Below are 19776 nucleotides of genomic sequence, written 5' to 3'. Positions count from 1 at the left end.
GCGGCCACGGGGCGGGGCCACCACCTGGGACGTCCCCCCGGAGCACCCGTCGCCGAACCGCGCGCTGTTACCGGATCCTTCGGAGTACGATCGCTCATGCGGGATCCGCAGGCGGGCGATCGTCTTTCCGGCGATCGATGTGGCCAAGATCCCGACCCGGGGCGAGGCAATCCCGCACGCGCTGCTTGAGAACCTTGATCTCCGGGAAGCCGCCATCGCGGGTCCGGTCCCAGATCAATTCCGTTCCGCACAGGATGACGAACGTGCCGCCGGTGCCTGGAATTAGCGCGACTTCACCGAGATCGTCGCGAAAGGTCGAGAGCAGTTCCTGCGCCATCCATCCCGCACGCAGCAACCATTGGCACTGCGTGCAGTAAGTGATCGAAACCCGCAGCTTCTCGGGCGATGGGCGTCGCGTTTCGTCCATGGGTCGGTAAAGCGACCAATCCGTCCCGCGTTGTCAACCATGACGACAGCCCGGGACGCGGTTGCGGCGCATGCAAGGTCTTCATCCGACGCGGCAGATCGCTCGGAGGCGGTCACTCGGAGGCGGCCACTTGGATCGGGCGTGCTTCGCCGGCACGCGCCGTCAGAAACCGATCATCGATGACGGATGACGGACAGGGGGCCGAGCTGGCTAGGGAGGTGCTGCTTCGATCCATCCGCGAACAGCATGCTGCTTCCCGACAGTGCTGGCCTGACAAGAGTATCCTCGCGCGATCGGCGCCGACCGAACCCGCCCAGTGTCAGCCCGGTGGACGGGAACAGAGGCCGACGCGGAACGCCCGACAACTCGGCCAGCCCCCTCTTGGCATCGGTGTTAGCCTCGGTCTTGGCATCAGCCGATCGATCGCTTCATCGAAATGGTTCGCCGCGCTTCCGGACCCGCCATTTCCATGCACGACAATCCGCCCTCTCGGAGAGCCGAGCGTCCGCGTTTTCCTTGCTCTGGCGTTCGACCGCCGTTGTCGAGTCTCCGACACCCTGGCATGATCAGGGAATGTCACAGACGTCCTATCCCCGCTGGTCGCCGGCGGAACTCGTCGCGGAACTTCGCGAGGCCGCCGAGGAGATCGCGCCCGAACTGAACGGCATCAAGGCCGAGGAGACCCTGGAGGGCGAATCGGCTCAGATGATCGAGGAAATGGCCGAAGCGCTGAAGCGGATCGCCAGCGGGGCGCCTCGGCCGCAGGAGATTGCCCGGACGGCCCTTGCCGCGCAAACGCCACGCCTGCCGATCGGTCGCCCGCAAGCGGGCGTCCGCAAGGCGGTGAAGCCACGGCGCTGACGTTTGTGCCGGACCAGCGGACGCCGGCCCGGGAAGCTTCCTCGGCGACGATTGTGTTTTCGGGAAGTCGACCCCCAAACGCTGCATCGATCATTAAGCGTGATCGATGGTTTTGCGCAGGTGCCCGTGGTGGCGAACTGGTCTTTGAACTGGTAGAGCACGTTATTGTTGCAGTGCGGTCTGCGCGGATTTCTTCGATCCACGATAGGCAGATTTTTCGGGATGAATGGTGAAATGTCGCAGCACGCCAACGCGTTGATCCATCCGGTGATTCTCTGTGGCGGCTCTGGCACGCGGCTCTGGCCCGCCTCGCGCGAGAGCATGCCCAAGCAGTTCACGCCGCTGGTCAATCCGGATTCCTCGACGTTCCAGGATACCGCCCTGCGCCTCGGTGACGGCTCGGTCTTCTCGCGACCCGCCATCCTCACCAGCAGCGATGCCCGCTTCATCGTCGCCGAGCAGCTGCAGCATGTGGGCATCGCGGCGGACATCATCCTCGAACCGGAGCGCCGGGATTCGGCCGCTGCCGTCGCGGTCGCGACCCTGCATGCCGCCCGGCGCGATCCGGAGGCGATCGTGCTCATCATGGCCGCCGACCACGTCATCGGCGACGCGGCCGCCTTCGTGGAGGCGGCCAGGGCCGCCGCCGCCGGTGCCCGCGCGGGGGCCATCATGACCCTCGGCATCACCCCGACCGCGCCCGCCACCGGCTACGGCTACATTCGCGTCGGCGCGGCTCTTACGGGGGGCGAGGGCAATCACAAGGTTGAGCGCTTCGTCGAAAAGCCGGACCGCGACGGCGCCCTCCGGCTCATCGACGAGGGGGCGTTATGGAATTCGGGCTACTTCCTGTTCCGGGCCGACGTGATGCTGGCCGAACTCGAGACCTACGCGCCCGAGATCCTGGCCGCCACGCGGGCCGCCCTCGAGGCCGCCGTGATCGACCTCGACTTCGTCCGGCTCGATGCGGCGGCCTTCGGCCGGGCGCCCAAGACCTCGATCGACTACGCCGTGATGGAGCGTACGGACCGGGCCGGTGTCCGGCCGGTGTCCTTCCCCTGGTCGGATGTCGGCACCTGGGATGCGGTCTGGGACGTGCTCGCGCATGATTCCGACGGCAATGCGGTGCGCGGACGGGTCGAGACCATCGACACCCATGGCAGCCTGATCCACAGCGAGGGCGAGCACCTGACCACGGTCGTCGGCCTTGACGACGTCGTCGTGGTCACCACGCCGGACGCCGTGCTGGTGACCTCGAAGGCGCGCTCCGGACAGGTGAAGGACCTCGTCACCCGCCTGCGCGACAAGGCTCACCCGGAGGCGGATGCCCATCGGCGGATGTACCGGCCCTGGGGCTGGTACCAGCGCATCGACATCGGCGAGCGTTTCCAGGTCAAGCGGATCATGGTCACGCCCGGCGGTCGGCTGTCGCTGCAGAAGCACTTCCACCGCGCCGAGCACTGGGTCGTGGTGAAGGGCACCGCCGAGGTGACCTTGAACGAGTCCGTGGTGCTGGTGCACGAGAACGAGGCGATCTACCTGCCGATCGGCTCGATGCACCGCCTGACCAACCCCGGCAAGATCCCCCTGGAGCTCATCGAGGTTCAGGTCGGCTCCTATACGGGCGAGGACGACATCATCCGCGTCGAGGACATCTACGGCCGCTAGAGCGGTCGGGACCGACGCGGCGGCATCGGACTCAGGCTGTGACCGGCGCCGTCGGCGTCCGACAGCCTGAGCGGGCTCGGCCCTCCGGTGCAGTCAAGCGGCGCCCCGAGGGTCGGCGCACGGCCTCACTCCGCAGACATTCGGTTGACTTGTTGTCTAAACGGGAAGCTCAAGAATCGGTTGAAGTAACCTCGACGGAACCGTCGACTTGCTGGATGTCGAGGGACAAGTGGGCGCGGTAGAGAACCTGCGCCCCCTCCCCCCTTACGATCGCCAGATAGTCCTGGCGCTCGGTCTCGGTGCCGAACTCTTGCGCGATCTTGGCCATGATGCGTACAAGCTTGCTGCGCACTGCGCTCTCATCAGCCAATTCGAAGCCAACATTGTCCTTGACGAAATTGGCTCCGTCATGAAGATCAATAAAGAAGCGCGGCATAGACAATAACACCCGTGGGAATTTATCCCACTCCATATGATTAACCTAGGCTGTTCGAGCACCGAGCGCAATTGGTGCTGTCCACTTAGGTCGCCTCCCGGACAGATTTGTCGGCGCCCTGATCGACGCAATCTGCCGCCAGTGTCGCGGGTCTGTATCGCCCGTCGGAGAAAGCGGCCATCCGAAACCGTGACGGCGGACAGGCCGTCGACCCCTGCGCTATCAAGCGCATCCTTCTTGTGTGGTCCGGCTGCGCCTCATGTTCTTTCCGCTTTCGAAGCTGTTGTTTTTCGTGGTGACACCCTCGAATGCGCTCGTGCTCCTGATGCTCGTCGGGCTCGGTTTCGGCGCATCCGGATCGCGGCGATTCGGTTTCGGATTGGCGGCCGTCGCCGGCCTATTTCTCCTCATCGCGGGGCTCTCTCCTCTCGCCGTCACTGTCGCCCTGCCCCTGGAGGAGCGCTTTCCGGCTTTCGTCGACGATGGCAGACCGGTCGCGGGGATCATCGTGCTGGGCGGTGCGATCGAAACGCGGCTCTCGGGCGAGCGTGGTCAGCTCGTCTTGAACGATGCCGCCGAGCGCCAGATCGCGATGGCGGATCTGGCCCGGCGCTATCCGACGACCCGGCTCGTCTTCACCGGGGGCAGCGGCAGCTTGGTAAACAGAAAACCGTCCGAGGCGGAGACCGTCAGCCGTTACGCCGATTCCACGGGCCTGCCGCGGACGCGACTGATCCTGGAGGATCGATCGCGCAACACGTGGGAGAACGCCCTGTTCACCGCCGACCTGGTCAAGCCGAAGCCCGACGAGCGCTGGCTCCTCGTCACGTCGGCCTGGCACATGCCTCGTGCCGTCGGCTGCTTCCGGCAGGCCGGCTTCGACGTCACCGCTTATCCGGTCGATTACCGCACCGGCGGCTGGGACGACATCTGGCGCATCAACGGGTTCGCGTCGGAAGGACTGGCCCTCCTCGATCTGGTGACCAAGGAGTGGATCGGCCTCACGGCCTATCGGCTCSCCGGCTACACCGACGCGTGGTTGCCGGCGCCTCAGGCGCCGTCCGCGACCGAGGCGACCGCGCCGAGCCGGTAGACGCCGCGGAAATCATCGGGGTCCTCGACGGCCTTGCCCTTGCGCAGGATCGCGACCTGTCCGGCCTTGGTCATGCGCACCGCGATGCGGCGGATCGGCTGCATCAGCGGGCTCCATGCCTCGGGTTGCGAGCCGCCGAGTTCCCGCGCCACTTCCGATGGGCAGACCGTCTTGCCGACATCGCGGGCCGCTACGAGGCGCAGGATCGTCTCCGCAATGAGGTCCTCGGACGGCCCCTTCCGCTCGGGACGGCCCGAAACCTTGGGCGTCGGTTTGACCGCCGGTTTCACGGCGGTTTTGGCAGCCGGCTCGGCCGCCGGCTTCTTGGGTGAGGATGTGCGCTGGCGCGTCGGCTTCTTCGGTATCGTCATGGCTGCCACCCCTGCCCTGTCCCGTCGTCTTCCGCTAGCAGGGCGGCGCGAATTCGCGAAGCGAATTGCCGGCGCCACATCACCAGGACGACGGCCGTGGTGGTAAGAACGAGCAGCCACGGGCTGATGAACCAGCCGAGATAAGCCAGGGCGAAGAAGAAAGCCCGCTGGCCGCGGGCGAAGTGACTGCCCGCAGCGATATTCATGGCGGCGGCCTTGCGCGCCGCGCGCTGCATCTGCTCCACCGTCGCGCTCGACCCTTTCGGTGGGACCGCTCCGAGCAGGATCGCGCCGTAGTTGAACAGCCGGTAGGCCCAGGAAAACTTGAAGAAGGCATAGACGAATACCACCGCCAGCCCCGCGACCTTAATTTCCCAGGTCACCCGCGAGGCGATGGCTCCGAACGGCAGAGCCCCGAACAGCGTGAGCACGTCGTCGCCCGAGCGCGACAGGGTGAGCACACCCCCGAGGGCAATCAGCGACGTGGAGGCAAAGAAGGCGGTTCCGTTCTGCAGCGAGGCGTTGATGGTGGTGTCGACCACGCGGTTGTCGCGCTCGATGAGTTGGCGCGTCCATTCCGCCCGCTGGGCGTTCATGATCTGGCTGAGACTGGTGCGGCGCCCGCGCATCCGCGCCACGGCGACGCCGTATCCGGCCCAGGCGGCCACGAAGTAGCAGAGCGCCGCGAGGTCGAGATAGGAGAAGTCGGGGGTCAGCATCGCGTCCGCTCTTCGACGACCGGGTCGGGGGCGCCTCGCCCCCGGGCGCTAGCGCGGTTTCCGCCGCCCTGTCCAGCGCTGCCGGACCGGACCCGCGCCGACCGGCCTCGGACGTCACCGAATCGCGAAACCGACCTCGACCACCGCATCGGTGCGATCCGTCACCGCAACCTCATTCACGCGTGAGCCCGGTGGTCCAGTCCGGCAGGCCTCCAGCATCCGGTCGATGGTGTCGGGTCGGCCACAGAAGCGTGCCTCGACCGAGCCGTCCGCCCGGTTGCGGACATGACCGGCCAAGCCGAGACGGCCGGCCTCGCGACGCGTCCACATCCGGTAGCCGACCCCCTGGACCCGTCCGCGGATGATCACGTCAACGGTTCGGATCTCGGGGGTCTCCATCACCTGCTCCGACTCTCAGCGCGCGACGATCCCGCCCGCGCGCGGCCTCGCGAGCGGGACCGGCTGAGCCGTTCCGCTGCGGAAAGTGAGATACCACGCCACCGAGATGAAGAGCACGCCACCGACGAAGTTGCCGAGCGTAACGGGAATCTGATTCCACACCCACCATTGCTCGAACGAGACGTGTGCCCCGAGCATCATGCCCGCCGGAATCATGAACATGTTGACGACGGCGTGTTCGAAGCCCTGCGCGAAGAAGAGAAAGATCGGCAGCCAGGCACCCAGGATCTTGCCGAAGGTCGAGGTCGACATCATCGACATGGTGACGCCGAGGCAGACCATCCAGTTGCACAGCATGGCCTTTACGAAGCAGGTCAGCATGCCGGCGCTGCCGAGCGTCTCGTAGGCGACCGTCTTCGACAGGGTGATGTCGATGATCTTCTGCGCCACTCCGGCCGGCGGCGTGTGCCAGGCATTGGTGAGGGCGATGACCAGAAGTACGGCGTAGAGAACGCTGCCGACGAGATTGCCGACGAAGCCCCAGGCGAAGTTGCGCATCATCGGCCGAAAGCCGATCCGCCCCTCCATGAAGGACAGCGCCAGGATGCCGAAATTCCCTGTGCAGAGTTCGAGGCCCAAGCAAACGATCATCACGAAACCGACGGGGAACACGATGGCGCCCACGAAGGGAACGCCGCTCTGAACGGCACCGGTGAGCGCGAGGCTGGTGGCGATCCCGAGCAGCGCGCCGGCCATCATGCCGCGCACCAGCATGTCCCGGATCGACAGATCCGCGCGTACGACACCGGCCTCACTCATCGCGGCGGCCATGTCGGCGGGTTTTACGAAGTCCATCGGCAGATTTCCTCAATGTGTTTTGAGGACGCTCGACGCAAGGGGAAGGCCAAACTACGATCACGGAGGGCGATGGTGCGATCCAAGACCAACGCGGCCCTGCGAAACATTCCGCGCCGGCGCCCTACCCTGCGCGGCCACGCTGCCAAGTCTTCAACTCGGCGCAGTAGGCTGGCGGCAGTTGTGCCGCCGATGCAGCCGCGATGACCGCCTCCAGGTAGCCCGGACGGGGCGCGCCCGTAGCGCTGCTGCCGCCGAGATAGATCAGTGCCCGCTTCGCGCCGCCCTGCATCGAGACCGGCTGCATCGCCTTGATGTAGAGGCCGGCCGCGACGCCCTCGTAGCGGTCCAGGGCCGGCACGTCTCCGAGGGACAGGTCCCACAGAATTCCGAACACGGTCGCACGCGGGTCACGCACCACCGAGGCGTAGCCCTCGCGCATGATGATGAAGCGGTGCCGGTTGAGCCGTCCCTGCCCGATCAGCGTCGAGCGTGGGCACCGCGCCGCCATCGCGGCGGCATCCATGTTCGCACCGTAGGCGAAGTAGAGGGGCATCGACCGTTCCTGGCGTCCGTCCCGACCGTGCGCCCTCCCCGAATGGAGGAGGGTGCACGGTGCGGCTCAGCGAATCCTCAGGCGAATTCGAGGATCACCGCGTCGACGGCAAGGCTGTCACCTTCCTTCGCGGAGATCTTGGAGACGGTTGCGTCGCGCTCGGCACGCAGGACATTCTCCATCTTCATCGCTTCGACGATGGCCAGCGGCTCGCCGTTCTTCACCTCCTGGCCTTCCTTCACCAGGATCGCCTTCACCAGACCGGGCATCGGGCAGAGCACCTGCTTGCCGGAGCCTGCATCCTCCTTGATCGGCATCAGGGCTGCCAGCGCCGCTTCGCGCCGGGTGTAGACGCGGGCCTCGGCCGCCGCGCCCGCATGCTGCAGAGCGACGCCGTTGAGGAGGCCACGCACCTGCATGGCGACACGGGTGCCGGCGATCTCGCCCTGCCAGACCGGCTCGCCGGGACGCCACTCGCTGGACACCGTCCAGGTGGTGCCGTCCTCGCCCGTGACCAGCAGCGTGCCGCCGACGGCGTCGACGGTGACCGGATAGGATTCGCCGGCCAGCACGACGATGCGGTCGCGCTCGAAATGCAACAGGGCGGGATCGCGCATCTGGCCGGAGATCCCGCGCTTGCGCTGGTTCATCTTGTGGTCGATGGCCGCCGCGGCCGCCGCCATGCGCTGGGCGACGGCGCCCTGGGGATCGGGGGCGACGAAGCCCTCGGGAAACTCCTCGGCGATGAAGCCGGTGGAGATGTTGCCCGAACGCCAGCGCGGATGGGCCATCAGGGCCGCCAGGAACGGAATGTTGTGGCGGATGCCCTCGATGGCGAAGGCGTCGAGGGCTTCGCCCTGCGATTCGATGGCCTCGGCCCGCGTCGGCGCCCAGGTCACCAGCTTGGCGATCATCGGATCGTAGTGGATCGCGATCTCGCCGCCCTCCTCCACGCCGGTGTCGTTGCGGACGATGGCGCCGCCGAACTCGCCCTCGGCCGGCGGCCGGTAGGTGGTGAGACGGCCGATCGAGGGCAGGAAGTTGCGGGTCGGGTCCTCGGCATAGACGCGGCTCTCGACGGCCCAGCCATTCAGCTTCACATCGGTTTGCGCGAGCGGAAGCGTCTCACCGGCCGCGACCCGGATCATCATCTCGACGAGGTCGAGCCCGGTGATCATCTCGGTGACGGGATGCTCCACCTGCAGGCGGGTGTTCATCTCGAGGAAGTAGAACGATTTGTCCTGGCCGGCGACGAACTCGACCGTGCCGGCGGAATCGTAGCTCACCGCCTTGGCGAGGGCGACGGCCTGCTCGCCCATCTTCCGGCGCGTGGCCTCATCGAGAAGCGGCGACGGCGCCTCCTCGATAACCTTCTGGTTACGGCGCTGAATCGAGCACTCGCGCTCGCCGAGGTAGATCACGTTCCCGTGCTTGTCGCCGATCACCTGGATCTCGATGTGGCGCGGATCGGTGATGAATTTTTCCACGAAGACGCGATCGTCGCCGAAGGACGAAGCAGCTTCCGATTTGGCACGGGCGAAGCCTTCGGCGACCTCCGACGAGGAATGGGCGATACGCATGCCCTTGCCGCCGCCGCCGGCCGACGCCTTGATCATGACCGGATAGCCGATCTCGTCCGCGATCGTCACCGCGTGCTCGGGGCTCTCGATCACCCCGAGGAAGCCCGGAACGGTGGAGACGTTGGCGGCGGACGCCGCCTTCTTCGACTCGATCTTGTCACCCATCGCGGCGATCGCGCCTGGGTTCGGACCGATGAAGACGATGCCGGCCGCCTCCAGAGCGCGCGGGAAGGATTCGCGCTCGGACAGGAAGCCGTAACCCGGATGCACGGCTTGGGCGCCGGTCTGCTTGCAGGCTTCGATGATCTTCTCGATCAGCAGGTAGGACTGTGCCGCCGGCGCGGGCCCGATATGCACCGCTTCGTCGGCCATGGCGACGTGCACGGCATCGCGGTCGGCATCCGAGAAGACCGCCACGGTCTTGATGCCCATGCGGCGGGCGGTCTTGATGATGCGACAGGCGATCTCGCCACGGTTCGCGATCAGGATTTTATCGAACATTGATCCGCGCACTCTGTATTCAAACGGTAAACATCGAGGCGCGGTCGGCGCCCAAGCTTGTCTCCGATAAAGCAGTTATGCGGCTTCGGGAAGCAGACCGAACCGTGAGGCGCCCGTTGAACCGTGAATTGTGTTCACGCCATCTGCCGCGCCGGCGCCGAGATGGCCGCCTGCGCATCCCAGGCCGCCACGACGCGGTTCCGGCCGTTAGCCTTGGCGCGATAGAGGGCGATGTCGGCGTGCTTGACCAAATTGTCCGGCCAGTTGGTCGAGTCGTCGGGTGTCGCCAGCGCGATCCCGACGCTGACGCTGACCACCTGCCGGCCTTCGAGCCCCGGATGAGGCATGCCGAGGTCCGAGACGGCGCAGCGGATCACCTCGCCCAATACTAGAAGGCTCTCCGGCGTCGCATCCCGTAAAACGGCTATGAATTCCTCGCCGCCGAAGCGACCGACCACCGCCTGGGCCGGCATCGCCTGACGTATGGCCTCCGCAACGGCGATGAGACAGCGGTCACCCGCATCGTGTCCGGCGGTATCGTTGAATCGCTTGAAGTGATCGATATCGAGCAGGGCGACGCCGAGGCTGCCGTCGCGCTGTGCCGCCTCGGCCCAGGCATCGACCAGACGTCCACGGATGGCGCGGCGATTGGCGAGACCGGTGAGGTCGTCGGTCCCGGCCAGCACCGCCAGGCGCGTGTTCATCTCGGTCAATCGATCGGCCTTGAGCAGGTCTTCCAGCCTGAGCATGAAGGAATGGCGATGGAGGATATTCATACTTCGGCGCGCCGGGATCAGGCATCCCAGTATCACCCCGTAGAAGACCGACATTGTCGCCCGAATGACGGGATCCATGGCCGGGTTCCGGAGGCAGAAAGCCCCGTAGATGCCGATCGCCAGGACGGCGGCGCTGATTGTCGAGACGAGGCGAACGGGAAAGATCACCAAGCCGGTCGCCAGGACGAACAAGCCACCGCTTAAGTACCGCTCGGGGATTGCGCCCTCACCGGTGTGGCCTAGGACGCCGGACATCAGCATCAGGGATACGGCCGCGACCGGCAGGATGAGACTTTCGGCTTTCTGCGACCGAAACCGGGTCATCGCCCAGCACAAGCTACCGTAGATGACCGGAAGGAAGATGAAGTGCGACAGGAGCGACACTTCGAAAATACGTGGATTCTGCAGGACGTCGATGGCGAAAATGGGCGTATTCAGGATCGCTACCCAGATCAGCCATGAGCGTATACGTTTGGCGCGTTCGTGCCAGGTGCTGCTGTGATAGAGGGCTTCGAGACGTTTCGTCAGCGTGAGGTCGCGGATGCGGCCGTCCAGGACGGCTTCGACCTCGGTCAGCAGTTCCGCTCGTCCTGCGGGGTCCAGGGCATCAATGGGCGCCCGCCATCGGCTGGCCCGCATCTTCGCTGCCTTTCCGACTGTCGACTGCCTCATCAGGAAATCCGGGTTGAGACAAGCACCTGCTGCCAAGGCCTGAACGGGTGACGGCCTCAGGATAAGTCACGCTGCCTTAACAAATGATCTATCGATCTGCGTGTATTGATTAACCGACTTCGCGGATAGCGCGAATGCGATCAGCGCTTCGTCGCTCACCTGGGCCTCGCGGACCACTTCGCGGGCGATCCGGGCTGCAAGGACGCTCGGGCCGCTGCCGGCGCGCAGGGAGCTGACCAGCCAGCACGCCAGCTCGGTGTTGATGTAGCCGGTGGGACGCTCGCCCCAGACCGCGAAGTCGACCACGGCGGCGGTCAGGTAATCCCCGAAGGCGCCGTCGGTCGCAGTCACGACCCGGTCGAGGGCGATCAGCATGTCGGCCTCGTCGCGGCTGGTGAGGCCATCCGGAAGGACGTGGCGGGTCAGCGCGACGACGTCGGCGGCGGTGATGGCGCCGGCGGCGACGATACGGTTACAGAAAACCTGCAGCGAAAGGTTGATCATGTCTTGATGCCTCCCCGGCTTTGTCTTGGCCGGTCTGTGTCCCTGTCGATGGTTTGACTATGCAGGACGGCATCGTTCAAGCAGTTAACGCCCAAATCTGAATCGACGTTCAGGTTAAAGCCTGATCACGAATGAGCCTTTCGAAAAGATGACCTTCCACACTGCGCCTCAGCGCACCACCACCTTCGCGCCGATCGGCACGCGGTCGTAGAGGTCGACGACATCGTCGTTGAGCATGCGGATGCAGCCCGAGGACACCGCCTGGCCGATCTTCTCGGGCTCGTTGGTGCCGTGGATGCGGAACAGTGTGTCCTTCCTGCCCTCGGCCAAGTACAGAGCCCGTGCGCCGATGGGGCTGGTCGGTCCGCCTTCCAGGCGCTTCGGCAGGTCGGGCCGGCGCGCCAGCATCTCGGGCGGCGGGTTCCAATCGGGCCACTCGCCCTTGCGATCGACATTGGCCGTCCCGGCCCAGGCCATGCCGGCATGGCCGACCGCCACGGGGTAGCGCACCGCCTTGCCGTCGGCCAGCACGTAGTACAGGCGCCGCTCTTTGGTGACCACGATGACCGTACCGGGGGCTTCCCGCGTCGGGTAATCTACGGTGGTGCGGGCGATCTTCGGATCGACGACCGCCGTTGGCGCCAGCTTCATCCAAGCCTTGTCGCGGGCAACGGGGTCCATCGGTGCGGCGCCGCCAGGCGCGGGTGTGACCGCGGCGACTTGGACCGCCGCCGGTGCGGTGGCGATCCCCGTCGTCCGGGGGTTGCAGGCCCCAAGGGGCAGCAGGGCACTCAACAGCAGGGCGGTGGCGGGAGTGCGCATGGGTGGGGCCTGTCTTGGAAGGGCTGGTTTCGACCTGCCCACCTGTGACGCGGCCCGATCGATTCTGGGTGGATCAGGTCTTGCACAACCAGGGCCGAACGCGCATCCCAACACGACGATCGCACGCAAGATGTGATACATTGGCACCATGTGTTGCGGGAATGCCGCAGCACGGGTTCGCCACCGGAGGGACGACCGTGACGACGCTGTACGTGAGCCATCCGTCCGCCCTCGACCATGCCATGCCCGAAGGGCATCCCGAACGGGCTGATCGCATCCGCGCCGTCGAGCGGGCGCTGGAGGATGAGCGCTTCGCGGGATTGCTCCGCGGGCTGGCACCGAAAGCCGACGCCTCCGTTCCGGCCCTGGTCCATCCCGTCCCCTACGTCCAGGCGATCATCGAAGCGTCGCCAATGGACGGCTACGTCCAGATCGACGGCGACACCCTGCTGTCGCCCGGTACGCTCGAAGCCGCTCTGCGCGGGGTTGGCGGCGCGGTCCATGCGGTCGATGCCGTGATGTCGGGCGAATGCACCAACGCCTTCGTGGCCATGCGCCCGCCGGGGCACCATGCCGAGCGCATGACCGCCATGGGGTTCTGCCTGTTCAACAACGCCGCCATCGCGGCCCGCCATGCCCGGGAGACGTACGGGACGAGCCGGGTCGCGATTGTCGATTGGGACGTCCACCACGGCAACGGAACCCAGGACATCTTCTGGGACGACAAATCGGTCCTGTATGCATCGACTCACGAGATGCCGCTCTTCCCGGGCACGGGGGCGGCGTCCGAGCGCGGCAATCACGACACCATCGTCAACGTGCCCCTGCGCGCCGGCGACGATAGCGAACGCTTCCGCGAGGTCTTCGAGGCCGGCATCCTGCGCCGTCTCGACGCCTTCGCGCCCGACCTCGTCATCATCTCGGCTGGGTTCGATGCGCACCACCTCGACCCGCTCGGGCATGTCCAGCTGACGGAAGCCGATTTCGGCTGGGCGACGCGCCGTCTGGTGGACCTCGCTGCCAAGCATTCAGGCGGCCGCTTGGTCTCCGTACTGGAGGGTGGCTACAGCCTGAAGGGACTGGGACTTTCGGTGTCGGCCCATGTCGACGCCCTGATGGGCCGGTGAATGAGCACGCCGCCCGCGGGGGCTACGCCTCAAACTCGCAAGCGCCTGGGAAACCGAAAGGTCGGGCGTAAGCCTTGCTCTTCGGCGCGTGCGTTCGACGCTCGGACCGGGTGCTTGACGCGCGAGCGGACGCTTCGCGCGCCCTATCCGTCGATGCGCTCGTCACCCAGGAACTCGATCCCGAAACCGGACAGGCCCACATAGGCGCGCGACGAGGTCGCGAGGTTGCGGATCGACGCGACGCCGAGGTCGCGCAGGATCTGCGCCCCAAGTCCGATTTCCCGCCATTGGGCCACTCGCTGGGCCTCCGAACCCTCCTCGGCGAAGGGCTTCAGGGGTACGCCGGCCGTACCGTCGCGCAGGTAGACCAGAACGCCCCGGCCTTCCTGGGCGAAGCGGCGCATCACCGCCTCGATTTGACGGCCCCCCTCGATCACGTCGGCGACCACGTTGGAACGGTGGAGCCGCACCAGCACGTCCTTGCCATCGCCGATGCGGCCATGGACGAAGGCGAATTGTTGCACGGTCTCGAACGGCGTGGTGTAGGCGTAGCCCGTCATTTCGCCGAACTCGGTCTTCACCGGGAAGGTGCTGACCCGCTCGACAAGCGTTTCGCGCGCTTGCCGGTAGGCGATCAGATCGGCCACCGAGACGCGCTTGAGGTTGTGCAGGTCCGCGAAGGCGGTGATCTGCGGGCCCTTCATCACGGTGCCGTCGTCGTTGGCGAGTTCACAGATCACGCCGACCGGCGGCAATCCGGCGAGCTTGCACAGGTCGACCGCCGCCTCGGTGTGGCCGGAGCGCATGAGCACGCCGCCATCCTTGGCGATCAGCGGGAAGACATGGCCGGGACGGACGAAATCGTCCTCGCCCATGTTGCCGTTGGCCAGCGCCCGCACGGTGTTGCAGCGCTGCTCGGCCGAGATGCCGGTGGTCAGCCCGTGCTTGGTGTCCACCGTGACCGTGAAGGCGGTGCCGAGCGGCGCGTCGTTCGAGGCCACCATCGGGTCGAGGCGAAGGCGTCGGGCCTCGGCGCGGGTCAGAGGCGCGCAGACGATGCCGCAGGTGTTGCGGATGATGAACGCCATCTTCTCCGGGGTGCAGAGCGAGGCCGCGACGACGAGGTCGCCCTCGTTCTCGCGGTCGTCATCATCGGTGACGACGACGATCTCGCCGCGGGCATAGGCCTCGATGGCCTCGGTGACTTGGGTGTGGGGCACAGGCTGTCTCTTGACGTTTCGCGGATCGGACGATGGCGGGCGCAAGCGGGATCAGTCCCGCGCGCCGACCTGCCCCCGATGGCGCAGATAGTGATCGGCGAGGACGCACGCCATCATGGCCTCGGCCACCGGCACGGCGCGAATGCCGACGCAGGGGTCGTGCCGCCCTTTGGTGATGAGGTCGACGTCGCGGTTGTCACGGGTGACGCTCATGCGCGGGGTCAGGATCGACGAGGTCGGCTTCACGGCGAAGCGGCACACGATGGGCTGTCCGGTGGAGATACCACCGAGGACGCCGCCCGCATGGTTGGCCAGGAAGGTCGGGGCGCCGGCATTGCCGGACCGCATCTCGTCGGCATTGTCTTCGCCGCGCAGGGCTGCGGAGGCGAAGCCGTCGCCGATCTCGACGCCCTTCACGGCGTTGATCGACATCATGGCGGCGGCGAGATCCGCGTCGAGCTTGCCGTAGATCGGCGCCCCGAGTCCGGGGGGCACGCCCTCGGCCACCACCTCGATCACGGCGCCAACCGACGAGCCGTCTTTGCGGATGCCGTCGAGAAAGTCTTCGTAAAAGCTTGCCGTCTCGGGATCGGGGCAGAAGAACGGATTGGCGTTCACCGCCTCCCAATCCCAGCGCGACCGGTCGATGGCGTGCGGTCCCATCTGCACCAGGGCGGCGCGGATGGTGACGCCGGCAGGCAGGACCTTGCGGGCGACGGCGCCCGCCGCGACCCGCGCGGCGGTCTCGCGCGCCGAGGAGCGCCCGCCGCCGCGATAGTCGCGGATGCCGTACTTCGCGTCGTAGGCGTAGTCGGCGTGGCCCGGCCGGTAGCTGTCGCGGATCTCGGAATAATCCTTCGAGCGCTGGTCGGTATTCTCGATTTCGAGGGCGATCGGGGTGCCGGTGGTCAACTGGACGCCACCGGTGCGGTCGTCGGCGAAGACGCCCGAGAGAATGCGGACCTGATCGGGTTCGCGCCGCTGCGTGGTGAAGCGCGACTGCCCGGGCTTGCGCCGATCGAGTTCCGCCTGGATGTCTTCCGCCGACAGGGCCAATCCGGGCGGACAGCCATCGACCACGCAGCCGAGGGCGACCCCGTGGCTCTCGCCGAAGGTGGTGACGCGAAACAAGTGTCCGAACGTATTGTGCGACATGGCGCACCCGCTCTAGCGCGGGTTTGCCCCGAGGGCCAGCGCGGGGCCATGCGCCGGTTCGGGGACGACCGTGCGCCAGGACACGGGCCGAACCTTAAGCCTCCGGTCGTGCCAGCACGCCGCCGGTCGTTGGTTCACGGACGCCGGTGGTGGACGGGAAGGTGATCGGCAGGCCCTTCACCGAACGCACCGCGAGATGCGCGAAGGCCTGCGCCTCGAGATAGGCCGAGGACCAGCCGATGGCGTCGGCCGTCGTGATCTCGGCGCGCAGATGATAGTTCAGCAGGCGCACCAGTTCGCCGTTGCGAGCGCCGCCGCCGGCCACGATCCAGCGTCCGGGAATCTCGGGCGCATGGTCGAGGGCGCGCGCCACCGCCCGCGCGGTAAAAGCGGTCAGCGTCGCCGCGCCGTCCTCGGTGGAGAGCTGGCCCGCAAGCTTGTGCGAGAACCAGTTCCGGTCGAGCGACTTCGGCGGGCGCCGGGCGAAGAACGGGTGGATCAGCAGCCAGGCCAGCAGCGGCTCGTCGGGCCGGCCGCGGGCGGCGGTGCGGCCGCCGTCGTCGAGGGGGCGGCCGGTGCGCTCGCGCATCCAGTCGTCGATCAGGGCATTGCCGGGTCCGGTGTCGAACGCGATGACGTCGCCGTTCGCCGACAGGATCGTGGCGTTGGCGACGCCGCCGATGTTCAGGATGCCCAGCGCCCCTTCGAAGCCGGAGGCACGGGCCAGCGCCTGGTGGAACACCGGTACCAGGGGGGCTCCCTGCCCACCCGCCAGCACGTCGGCGTGGCGCAGATCCGAGACCACGGCGATGCCGAGGCGGCGGCTGAGGGCCGCGCCGTCGCCGATCTGCACGCTCATGCGCTGGTCCGGCCGGTGCACCACGGTCTGGCCGTGGAAGCCGACCACATCGATGTCGGCGGCCGTAAGGCCGTTATCGGCCAGGAAGCTCTCGACCGCCTCGGCGTGGGCGGCGGTGACGAAGGCCTCGGCCTCGACAAGGCATCCCGGACGGTCCTCGCGCGCGATAACACCTTCCGCATCGATCAGCGCTTGGCGCAGCAGGGACCGATCCTCGTCCGAGTAGCCGCGATAACCCGTGGGCCCGAGGGGTTCGAGATAGCCGTTATGGCTCACCGCAACCCGCACGGTCTCGCCGTCCGTCTCGATCAGCGCGACGTCGACGCCGTCGAGGGACGTGCCGCTCATCAGTCCGATCGCGCGCATCATCGCCATGGTTTCCGCCCCGTGCCTTCCGTGTGCAGCCCTGCTAAGAGCCGCCCAGATCCCGTGCGGTGCTATCACGCGGCCTTCGACCCTGTCCCGCGCCGCGATTCCCTCGAACCGGAACTTCGCATGTCCTCCGACGCCACCCAGGTTGCCCCCGCCGCCGCGCCCTTCCAGCCGCAATCCGAGTTCCTGAAGGTCCTCACCGAGCGTGGCTACATCCACCAGGGCTCGGACCTCGCCGGCATCGACGCGGCCGCGCGCGAGGGCCGCCTGACGGCCTATGTCGGCTACGACTGCACCGCCGCGTCCCTCCATGTGGGTCACCTCCTGTCGATCATGATGCTGCACTGGCTTCAGGCCACCGGCGGCACTCCGATCACCCTGATGGGCGGCGGCACGACGCGGGTCGGCGACCCCTCGGGCCGCGACGAATCACGCAAGATCCTCACCCTGGAGCAGATCGAGGAGAACAAGGCCGGCATCCAGAAGACCTTCTCGCGGTTCCTGAACTTCGGTGACGGTGGCAATGCTGCGACGATGGTCGACAACGCCGAGTGGCTGACCAAGCTGAACTACATCGAGATGCTGCGCGACATCGGGCGCCACTTCTCGGTCAACCGCATGATGTCGATGGACAGCGTGCGCATGCGTCTGGAGCGCGATCAGGAACTATCGTTCCTCGAATTCAACTACATGATCCTGCAATCCTACGACTTCGTCGAGCTGAATCGCCGCTACGCCTGCGTGCTTCAGATGGGCGGCTCCGACCAGTGGGGTAACATCGTCAACGGCATCGATCTCGGCCGTCGCATGGGCACGCCGCAACTCTACGGGCTGACCTGCCCGCTCCTCACCACCGCTTCGGGCGCCAAGATGGGCAAGACCGCGGCCGGCGCGGTCTGGCTGGATGCCGGGATGCTGAGCCCGTACGATTACTGGCAATTCTGGCGCAACACCGAGGACGCCGATGTCGGCCGCTTCCTCAAGCTGTTCACGCTGCTGCCGATGGACGAGATCACGCGCCTCGAAGCCCTGCCCGGTGCCGGCATCAACGAGGCCAAGAAGGTGCTGGCCACCGAAGCCACCGCCCTGATGCATGGCCGCGAGGCTGCAGACGCCGCGGCCGAGACCGCGCGGAAGACCTTCGTGGAAGGCACGGTGGCGCAGGATTTGCCGAGCATCACGGTCTCGGCCGATCTGCTGGACGCCGGCCTCGGCGTACTCTCGGCCTTCGGGCCCGAATACGCTAAGCTTCTGCCCTCCACCAGCGAAGGCAGGCGTCAGATCAAGAGCGGGGGTCTGCGTGTCAATGACCTGCCGGTCACCGACGAACGGGCGGTGCTGCGCCACGCCGACCTGACGGCGGACGGTGTGATCAAGCTCTCGTTCGGCCGAAAGAAGCACGTGCTGGTGCGAGTGGGCTGAGGCGGGGAGGTTCCGTCACCGGCACGTCGTTTCGGACCAGGATATCGCCGGCAGTCCCGATGACTGGCTGCGGCCCGGACGGCGTGGCGCCCGGGCTCAGGCAAACCGCTGCTGTTGGACCCCGGAATCCGAGAGGGTATCGGTCGCCGGTTCGATCAACGAATTTTCCGCTTCGACGCGATTGCGACCCGCCCGTTTGGCGCGATAGAGGGCGGCATCGGCAACCTGCAGCAGGTCTATGAGGGTGCTGCCCGTCACCGGCGCCGCGGCACAGCCGATACTCACGGTCATGCCGGGCCGGCCCGTGGCCGGCCCGTCGGTCTCGACGCTCAAGCGAATTGCCTCGGCGAGACGGGCGCCGTCTGAGCGGGTTCCACCCGGAATCAGACAGACGAACTCCTCGCCTCCGATCCGAGCCAGGACCGGTTCGCCGAGCCTTTCGGTCGACCGCGGCTGTGTCTCGCGCAGGCTCCTGGCCGTCTGGCGCAGGAGCGCCGCGAAGCGGATCAGAGCCGCGTCACCGGCCGAATGCCCGCCGCTGTCGTTGATCCGCTTGAAATGATCGATGTCGAGCATCAGCACGGCCATGTCCCGGTGCTGTGCCGCGAGCCCCTCGGCGCAATCAAAGAACGCGCGCCGGTTCAGCAATCCGGTCAGGCCATCGGTGGTCGCCACCTTGCGCTGGCGCTCCGCTTCGTTCCCGAGTTCCAGCGTGGTCACGGCCAGGATCAGGACGATGTAGATCACCAGATACAGCATCAGCCACAGCGCCGCCCGGGTCTGGGCATGATCGAGCGGGACGACGATGTTCTCCTGGACGGCCGTGTAGGCCGTCAGTCCAAGAGAGGCGATCGAGAGCAGCCAGAGCAGAAACGCGGCAAGAACGCGGTTGGGGGTTGGCCGTACCTGATCCGGCCGCAGCATCTCCATTGACATGGCGATGCAATAGGCCGTGAAGCCGAGGGTTGCGACGACATTGCGAAGTTGCTCGCCCGCGAAAAAGGCCGGCACCAGGCAGGCTACCGTCCAGATCGTCGTGCCGGCCCAGATCGCGATCGGAGAATGCGATCGGTGGTGGACGAGTCGGACCGCCGCCCACAGGAAGGCGAAGGTCTGAATGAAGCAGACCTGGGCGAGCCAGATCGCGACCCAGTCCGGCGCGATCTGGCGCAGCATGAAGAGAAGGCATCCCGCTGTCGCGCTGGTCGCCGAGGCGGCGATCCAGAGATGGATGCGGGCGGCGCGGCCGCTGACCCACAATACCCAGAAGTAGACCGCAATACCAAAGTCGATCACCGTCGTGGCGATGAGCAGAGTAGCGATGTCGAGGGTCACGTCATAGTCCGTCGTTTGTCAGAATCCTGGTCTAGAGTTTGTCAGG

General features: G+C 66.6%; 20 protein-coding genes. 5 read left to right on the top strand and 15 right to left on the bottom strand.

Annotated features, from left to right (window positions below; genetic code table 11):
- Positions 1-94: 94 nt before the first annotated feature.
- The gene (locus ASF57_RS01710) at positions 95-427 is read right to left on the bottom strand and encodes a SelT/SelW/SelH family protein (protein WP_056479244.1); all 333 of its coding nucleotides are present in this window, start codon (positions 425-427) and stop codon (positions 95-97) included.
- A 573-nt stretch (positions 428-1000) separates the two neighbouring features.
- Here ASF57_RS01710 and ASF57_RS01705 point away from each other — a divergent pair.
- Together ASF57_RS01705 and ASF57_RS01700 are read left to right on the top strand one after the other, a co-directional pair.
- Positions 1001-1288: a hypothetical protein gene (locus ASF57_RS01705; protein WP_056189209.1), complete on the top strand. Its 288-nt coding sequence runs from the start codon at positions 1001-1003 to the stop codon at positions 1286-1288.
- Between the two features lie 234 nt (positions 1289-1522).
- Complete coding sequence (locus ASF57_RS01700) at positions 1523-2956, top strand: mannose-1-phosphate guanylyltransferase/mannose-6-phosphate isomerase (protein ID WP_056479241.1); 1434 nt, start codon at positions 1523-1525, stop codon at positions 2954-2956.
- 169 nt (positions 2957-3125) lie between these two features.
- On the opposite strand, the gene ASF57_RS01695 is transcribed toward ASF57_RS01700, so the two are convergent.
- Positions 3126-3428, bottom strand: coding sequence for a hypothetical protein (locus tag ASF57_RS01695; RefSeq protein ID WP_244476765.1), 303 nt, complete (start codon positions 3426-3428; stop codon positions 3126-3128).
- Positions 3429-3651: 223 nt separating this feature from the next.
- On the opposite strand from ASF57_RS01695, the gene ASF57_RS01690 reads away from it, so the two are divergent.
- Positions 3652-4485, top strand: coding sequence for a YdcF family protein (locus ASF57_RS01690; RefSeq protein ID WP_056480143.1), 834 nt, complete (start codon positions 3652-3654; stop codon positions 4483-4485).
- Here ASF57_RS01690 and ASF57_RS26680 read toward each other — a convergent pair.
- The 9 genes from ASF57_RS26680 to ASF57_RS01645 form a co-directional block, all read right to left on the bottom strand.
- Positions 4443-4703, bottom strand: coding sequence for a DUF3253 domain-containing protein (locus tag ASF57_RS26680; protein ID WP_056189674.1), 261 nt, complete (start codon positions 4701-4703; stop codon positions 4443-4445). The two genes, ASF57_RS01690 and ASF57_RS26680, sit on opposite strands and share 43 nt — an antisense overlap.
- Before the next feature lie 149 nt (positions 4704-4852).
- On the bottom strand, positions 4853-5575 hold the full coding sequence (locus tag ASF57_RS01680; protein ID WP_056479238.1) for a DUF599 family protein: 723 nt from the start codon (positions 5573-5575) through the stop codon (positions 4853-4855).
- A gap of 114 nt (positions 5576-5689) precedes the next feature.
- A complete protein-coding gene (locus ASF57_RS01675; RefSeq protein ID WP_056189218.1) occupies positions 5690-5974 on the bottom strand; it encodes an acylphosphatase in 285 nt (94 codons plus the stop codon).
- A 15-nt stretch (positions 5975-5989) separates the two neighbouring features.
- Entirely contained in the window at positions 5990-6829 is an 840-nt protein-coding gene (locus tag ASF57_RS01670; RefSeq protein WP_056479235.1) for a formate/nitrite transporter family protein, read from the bottom strand.
- A gap of 124 nt (positions 6830-6953) precedes the next feature.
- Positions 6954-7385, bottom strand: coding sequence for a gamma-glutamylcyclotransferase (locus tag ASF57_RS01665; RefSeq protein WP_056189223.1), 432 nt, complete (start codon positions 7383-7385; stop codon positions 6954-6956).
- A gap of 77 nt (positions 7386-7462) precedes the next feature.
- Positions 7463-9466, bottom strand: coding sequence for an acetyl/propionyl/methylcrotonyl-CoA carboxylase subunit alpha (locus ASF57_RS01660; protein ID WP_056479233.1), 2004 nt, complete (start codon positions 9464-9466; stop codon positions 7463-7465).
- 134 nt (positions 9467-9600) lie between these two features.
- Positions 9601-10914, bottom strand: coding sequence for a GGDEF domain-containing protein (locus ASF57_RS01655; protein ID WP_082503619.1), 1314 nt, complete (start codon positions 10912-10914; stop codon positions 9601-9603).
- A gap of 66 nt (positions 10915-10980) precedes the next feature.
- Positions 10981-11418, bottom strand: coding sequence for a hypothetical protein (locus ASF57_RS01650; protein ID WP_056479228.1), 438 nt, complete (start codon positions 11416-11418; stop codon positions 10981-10983).
- 168 nt (positions 11419-11586) lie between these two features.
- Positions 11587-12240, bottom strand: a complete 654-nt coding sequence (locus ASF57_RS01645) for a L,D-transpeptidase (protein ID WP_056479225.1) — start codon at positions 12238-12240, stop codon at positions 11587-11589.
- A 197-nt stretch (positions 12241-12437) separates the two neighbouring features.
- Between ASF57_RS01645 and ASF57_RS01640 the strand changes: the two genes are divergently transcribed.
- Positions 12438-13367 (top strand): histone deacetylase family protein, encoded by a 930-nt coding sequence (locus tag ASF57_RS01640; RefSeq protein ID WP_056480140.1) that lies wholly within the window; start codon positions 12438-12440, stop codon positions 13365-13367.
- A 143-nt stretch (positions 13368-13510) separates the two neighbouring features.
- On the opposite strand, the gene ribB is transcribed toward ASF57_RS01640, so the two are convergent.
- The 3 genes from ribB to ASF57_RS01625 all read right to left on the bottom strand — a co-directional run bounded on the left by ribB (position 13511) and on the right by ASF57_RS01625 (position 16976).
- A complete protein-coding gene (gene ribB, locus ASF57_RS01635; RefSeq protein WP_056479222.1) occupies positions 13511-14587 on the bottom strand; it encodes a 3,4-dihydroxy-2-butanone-4-phosphate synthase in 1077 nt (358 codons plus the stop codon).
- 51 nt (positions 14588-14638) lie between these two features.
- Positions 14639-15742, bottom strand: a complete 1104-nt coding sequence (aroC, locus tag ASF57_RS01630; protein ID WP_056479219.1) for a chorismate synthase — start codon at positions 15740-15742, stop codon at positions 14639-14641.
- Between the two features lie 94 nt (positions 15743-15836).
- Positions 15837-16976 (bottom strand): anhydro-N-acetylmuramic acid kinase, encoded by a 1140-nt coding sequence (locus tag ASF57_RS01625; protein ID WP_200935792.1) that lies wholly within the window; start codon positions 16974-16976, stop codon positions 15837-15839.
- A 120-nt stretch (positions 16977-17096) separates the two neighbouring features.
- Here ASF57_RS01625 and tyrS point away from each other — a divergent pair, with 120 nt between their 5' ends.
- Positions 17097-18395, top strand: a complete 1299-nt coding sequence (gene tyrS, locus ASF57_RS01620; RefSeq protein ID WP_056480137.1) for a tyrosine--tRNA ligase — start codon at positions 17097-17099, stop codon at positions 18393-18395.
- A 96-nt stretch (positions 18396-18491) separates the two neighbouring features.
- Here the strand turns inward: tyrS and ASF57_RS01615 are convergent, their stop codons facing one another.
- Positions 18492-19730: a GGDEF domain-containing protein gene (locus ASF57_RS01615; protein ID WP_056479213.1), complete on the bottom strand. Its 1239-nt coding sequence runs from the start codon at positions 19728-19730 to the stop codon at positions 18492-18494.
- Between the last annotated feature and the right edge of the window lie 46 nt (positions 19731-19776).

Origin of the sequence: Methylobacterium sp. Leaf117 (assembly GCF_001422985.1) — a bacterium.
Lineage (GTDB): Bacteria > Pseudomonadota > Alphaproteobacteria > Rhizobiales > Beijerinckiaceae > Methylobacterium.
Note: the sequence above shows the minus strand (reverse complement) of the source record. Positions and strands in the feature narration are given on the sequence as shown.

Bases quoted from the DNA above. Each gene is read 5' to 3' on its own strand.
- ASF57_RS01700 (WP_056479241.1), top strand. From the start codon at position 1,523: ATGTCGCAGCACGCCAACGCGTTGATCCATCCGGTGATTCTCTGTGGC.
- ASF57_RS01695 (WP_244476765.1), bottom strand. From the start codon at position 3,428: ATGGAGTGGGATAAATTCCCACGGGTGTTATTGTCTATGCCGCGCTTC.
- ASF57_RS01645 (WP_056479225.1), bottom strand. From the start codon at position 12,240: ATGCGCACTCCCGCCACCGCCCTGCTGTTGAGTGCCCTGCTGCCCCTT.
- aroC (WP_056479219.1), bottom strand. From the start codon at position 15,742: ATGTCGCACAATACGTTCGGACACTTGTTTCGCGTCACCACCTTCGGC.
- ASF57_RS01710 (WP_056479244.1), bottom strand. From the start codon at position 427: ATGGACGAAACGCGACGCCCATCGCCCGAGAAGCTGCGGGTTTCGATC.
- ASF57_RS01670 (WP_056479235.1), bottom strand. From the start codon at position 6,829: ATGGACTTCGTAAAACCCGCCGACATGGCCGCCGCGATGAGTGAGGCC.
- ASF57_RS01680 (WP_056479238.1), bottom strand. From the start codon at position 5,575: ATGCTGACCCCCGACTTCTCCTATCTCGACCTCGCGGCGCTCTGCTAC.
- ASF57_RS01655 (WP_082503619.1), bottom strand. From the start codon at position 10,914: ATGAGGCAGTCGACAGTCGGAAAGGCAGCGAAGATGCGGGCCAGCCGA.
- ASF57_RS01650 (WP_056479228.1), bottom strand. From the start codon at position 11,418: ATGATCAACCTTTCGCTGCAGGTTTTCTGTAACCGTATCGTCGCCGCC.
- ASF57_RS01665 (WP_056189223.1), bottom strand. From the start codon at position 7,385: ATGCCCCTCTACTTCGCCTACGGTGCGAACATGGATGCCGCCGCGATG.
- ASF57_RS01705 (WP_056189209.1), top strand. From the start codon at position 1,001: ATGTCACAGACGTCCTATCCCCGCTGGTCGCCGGCGGAACTCGTCGCG.
- ASF57_RS01675 (WP_056189218.1), bottom strand. From the start codon at position 5,974: ATGGAGACCCCCGAGATCCGAACCGTTGACGTGATCATCCGCGGACGG.
- tyrS (WP_056480137.1), top strand. From the start codon at position 17,097: ATGTCCTCCGACGCCACCCAGGTTGCCCCCGCCGCCGCGCCCTTCCAG.
- ASF57_RS01625 (WP_200935792.1), bottom strand. From the start codon at position 16,976: ATGGCGATGATGCGCGCGATCGGACTGATGAGCGGCACGTCCCTCGAC.
- ASF57_RS01660 (WP_056479233.1), bottom strand. From the start codon at position 9,466: ATGTTCGATAAAATCCTGATCGCGAACCGTGGCGAGATCGCCTGTCGC.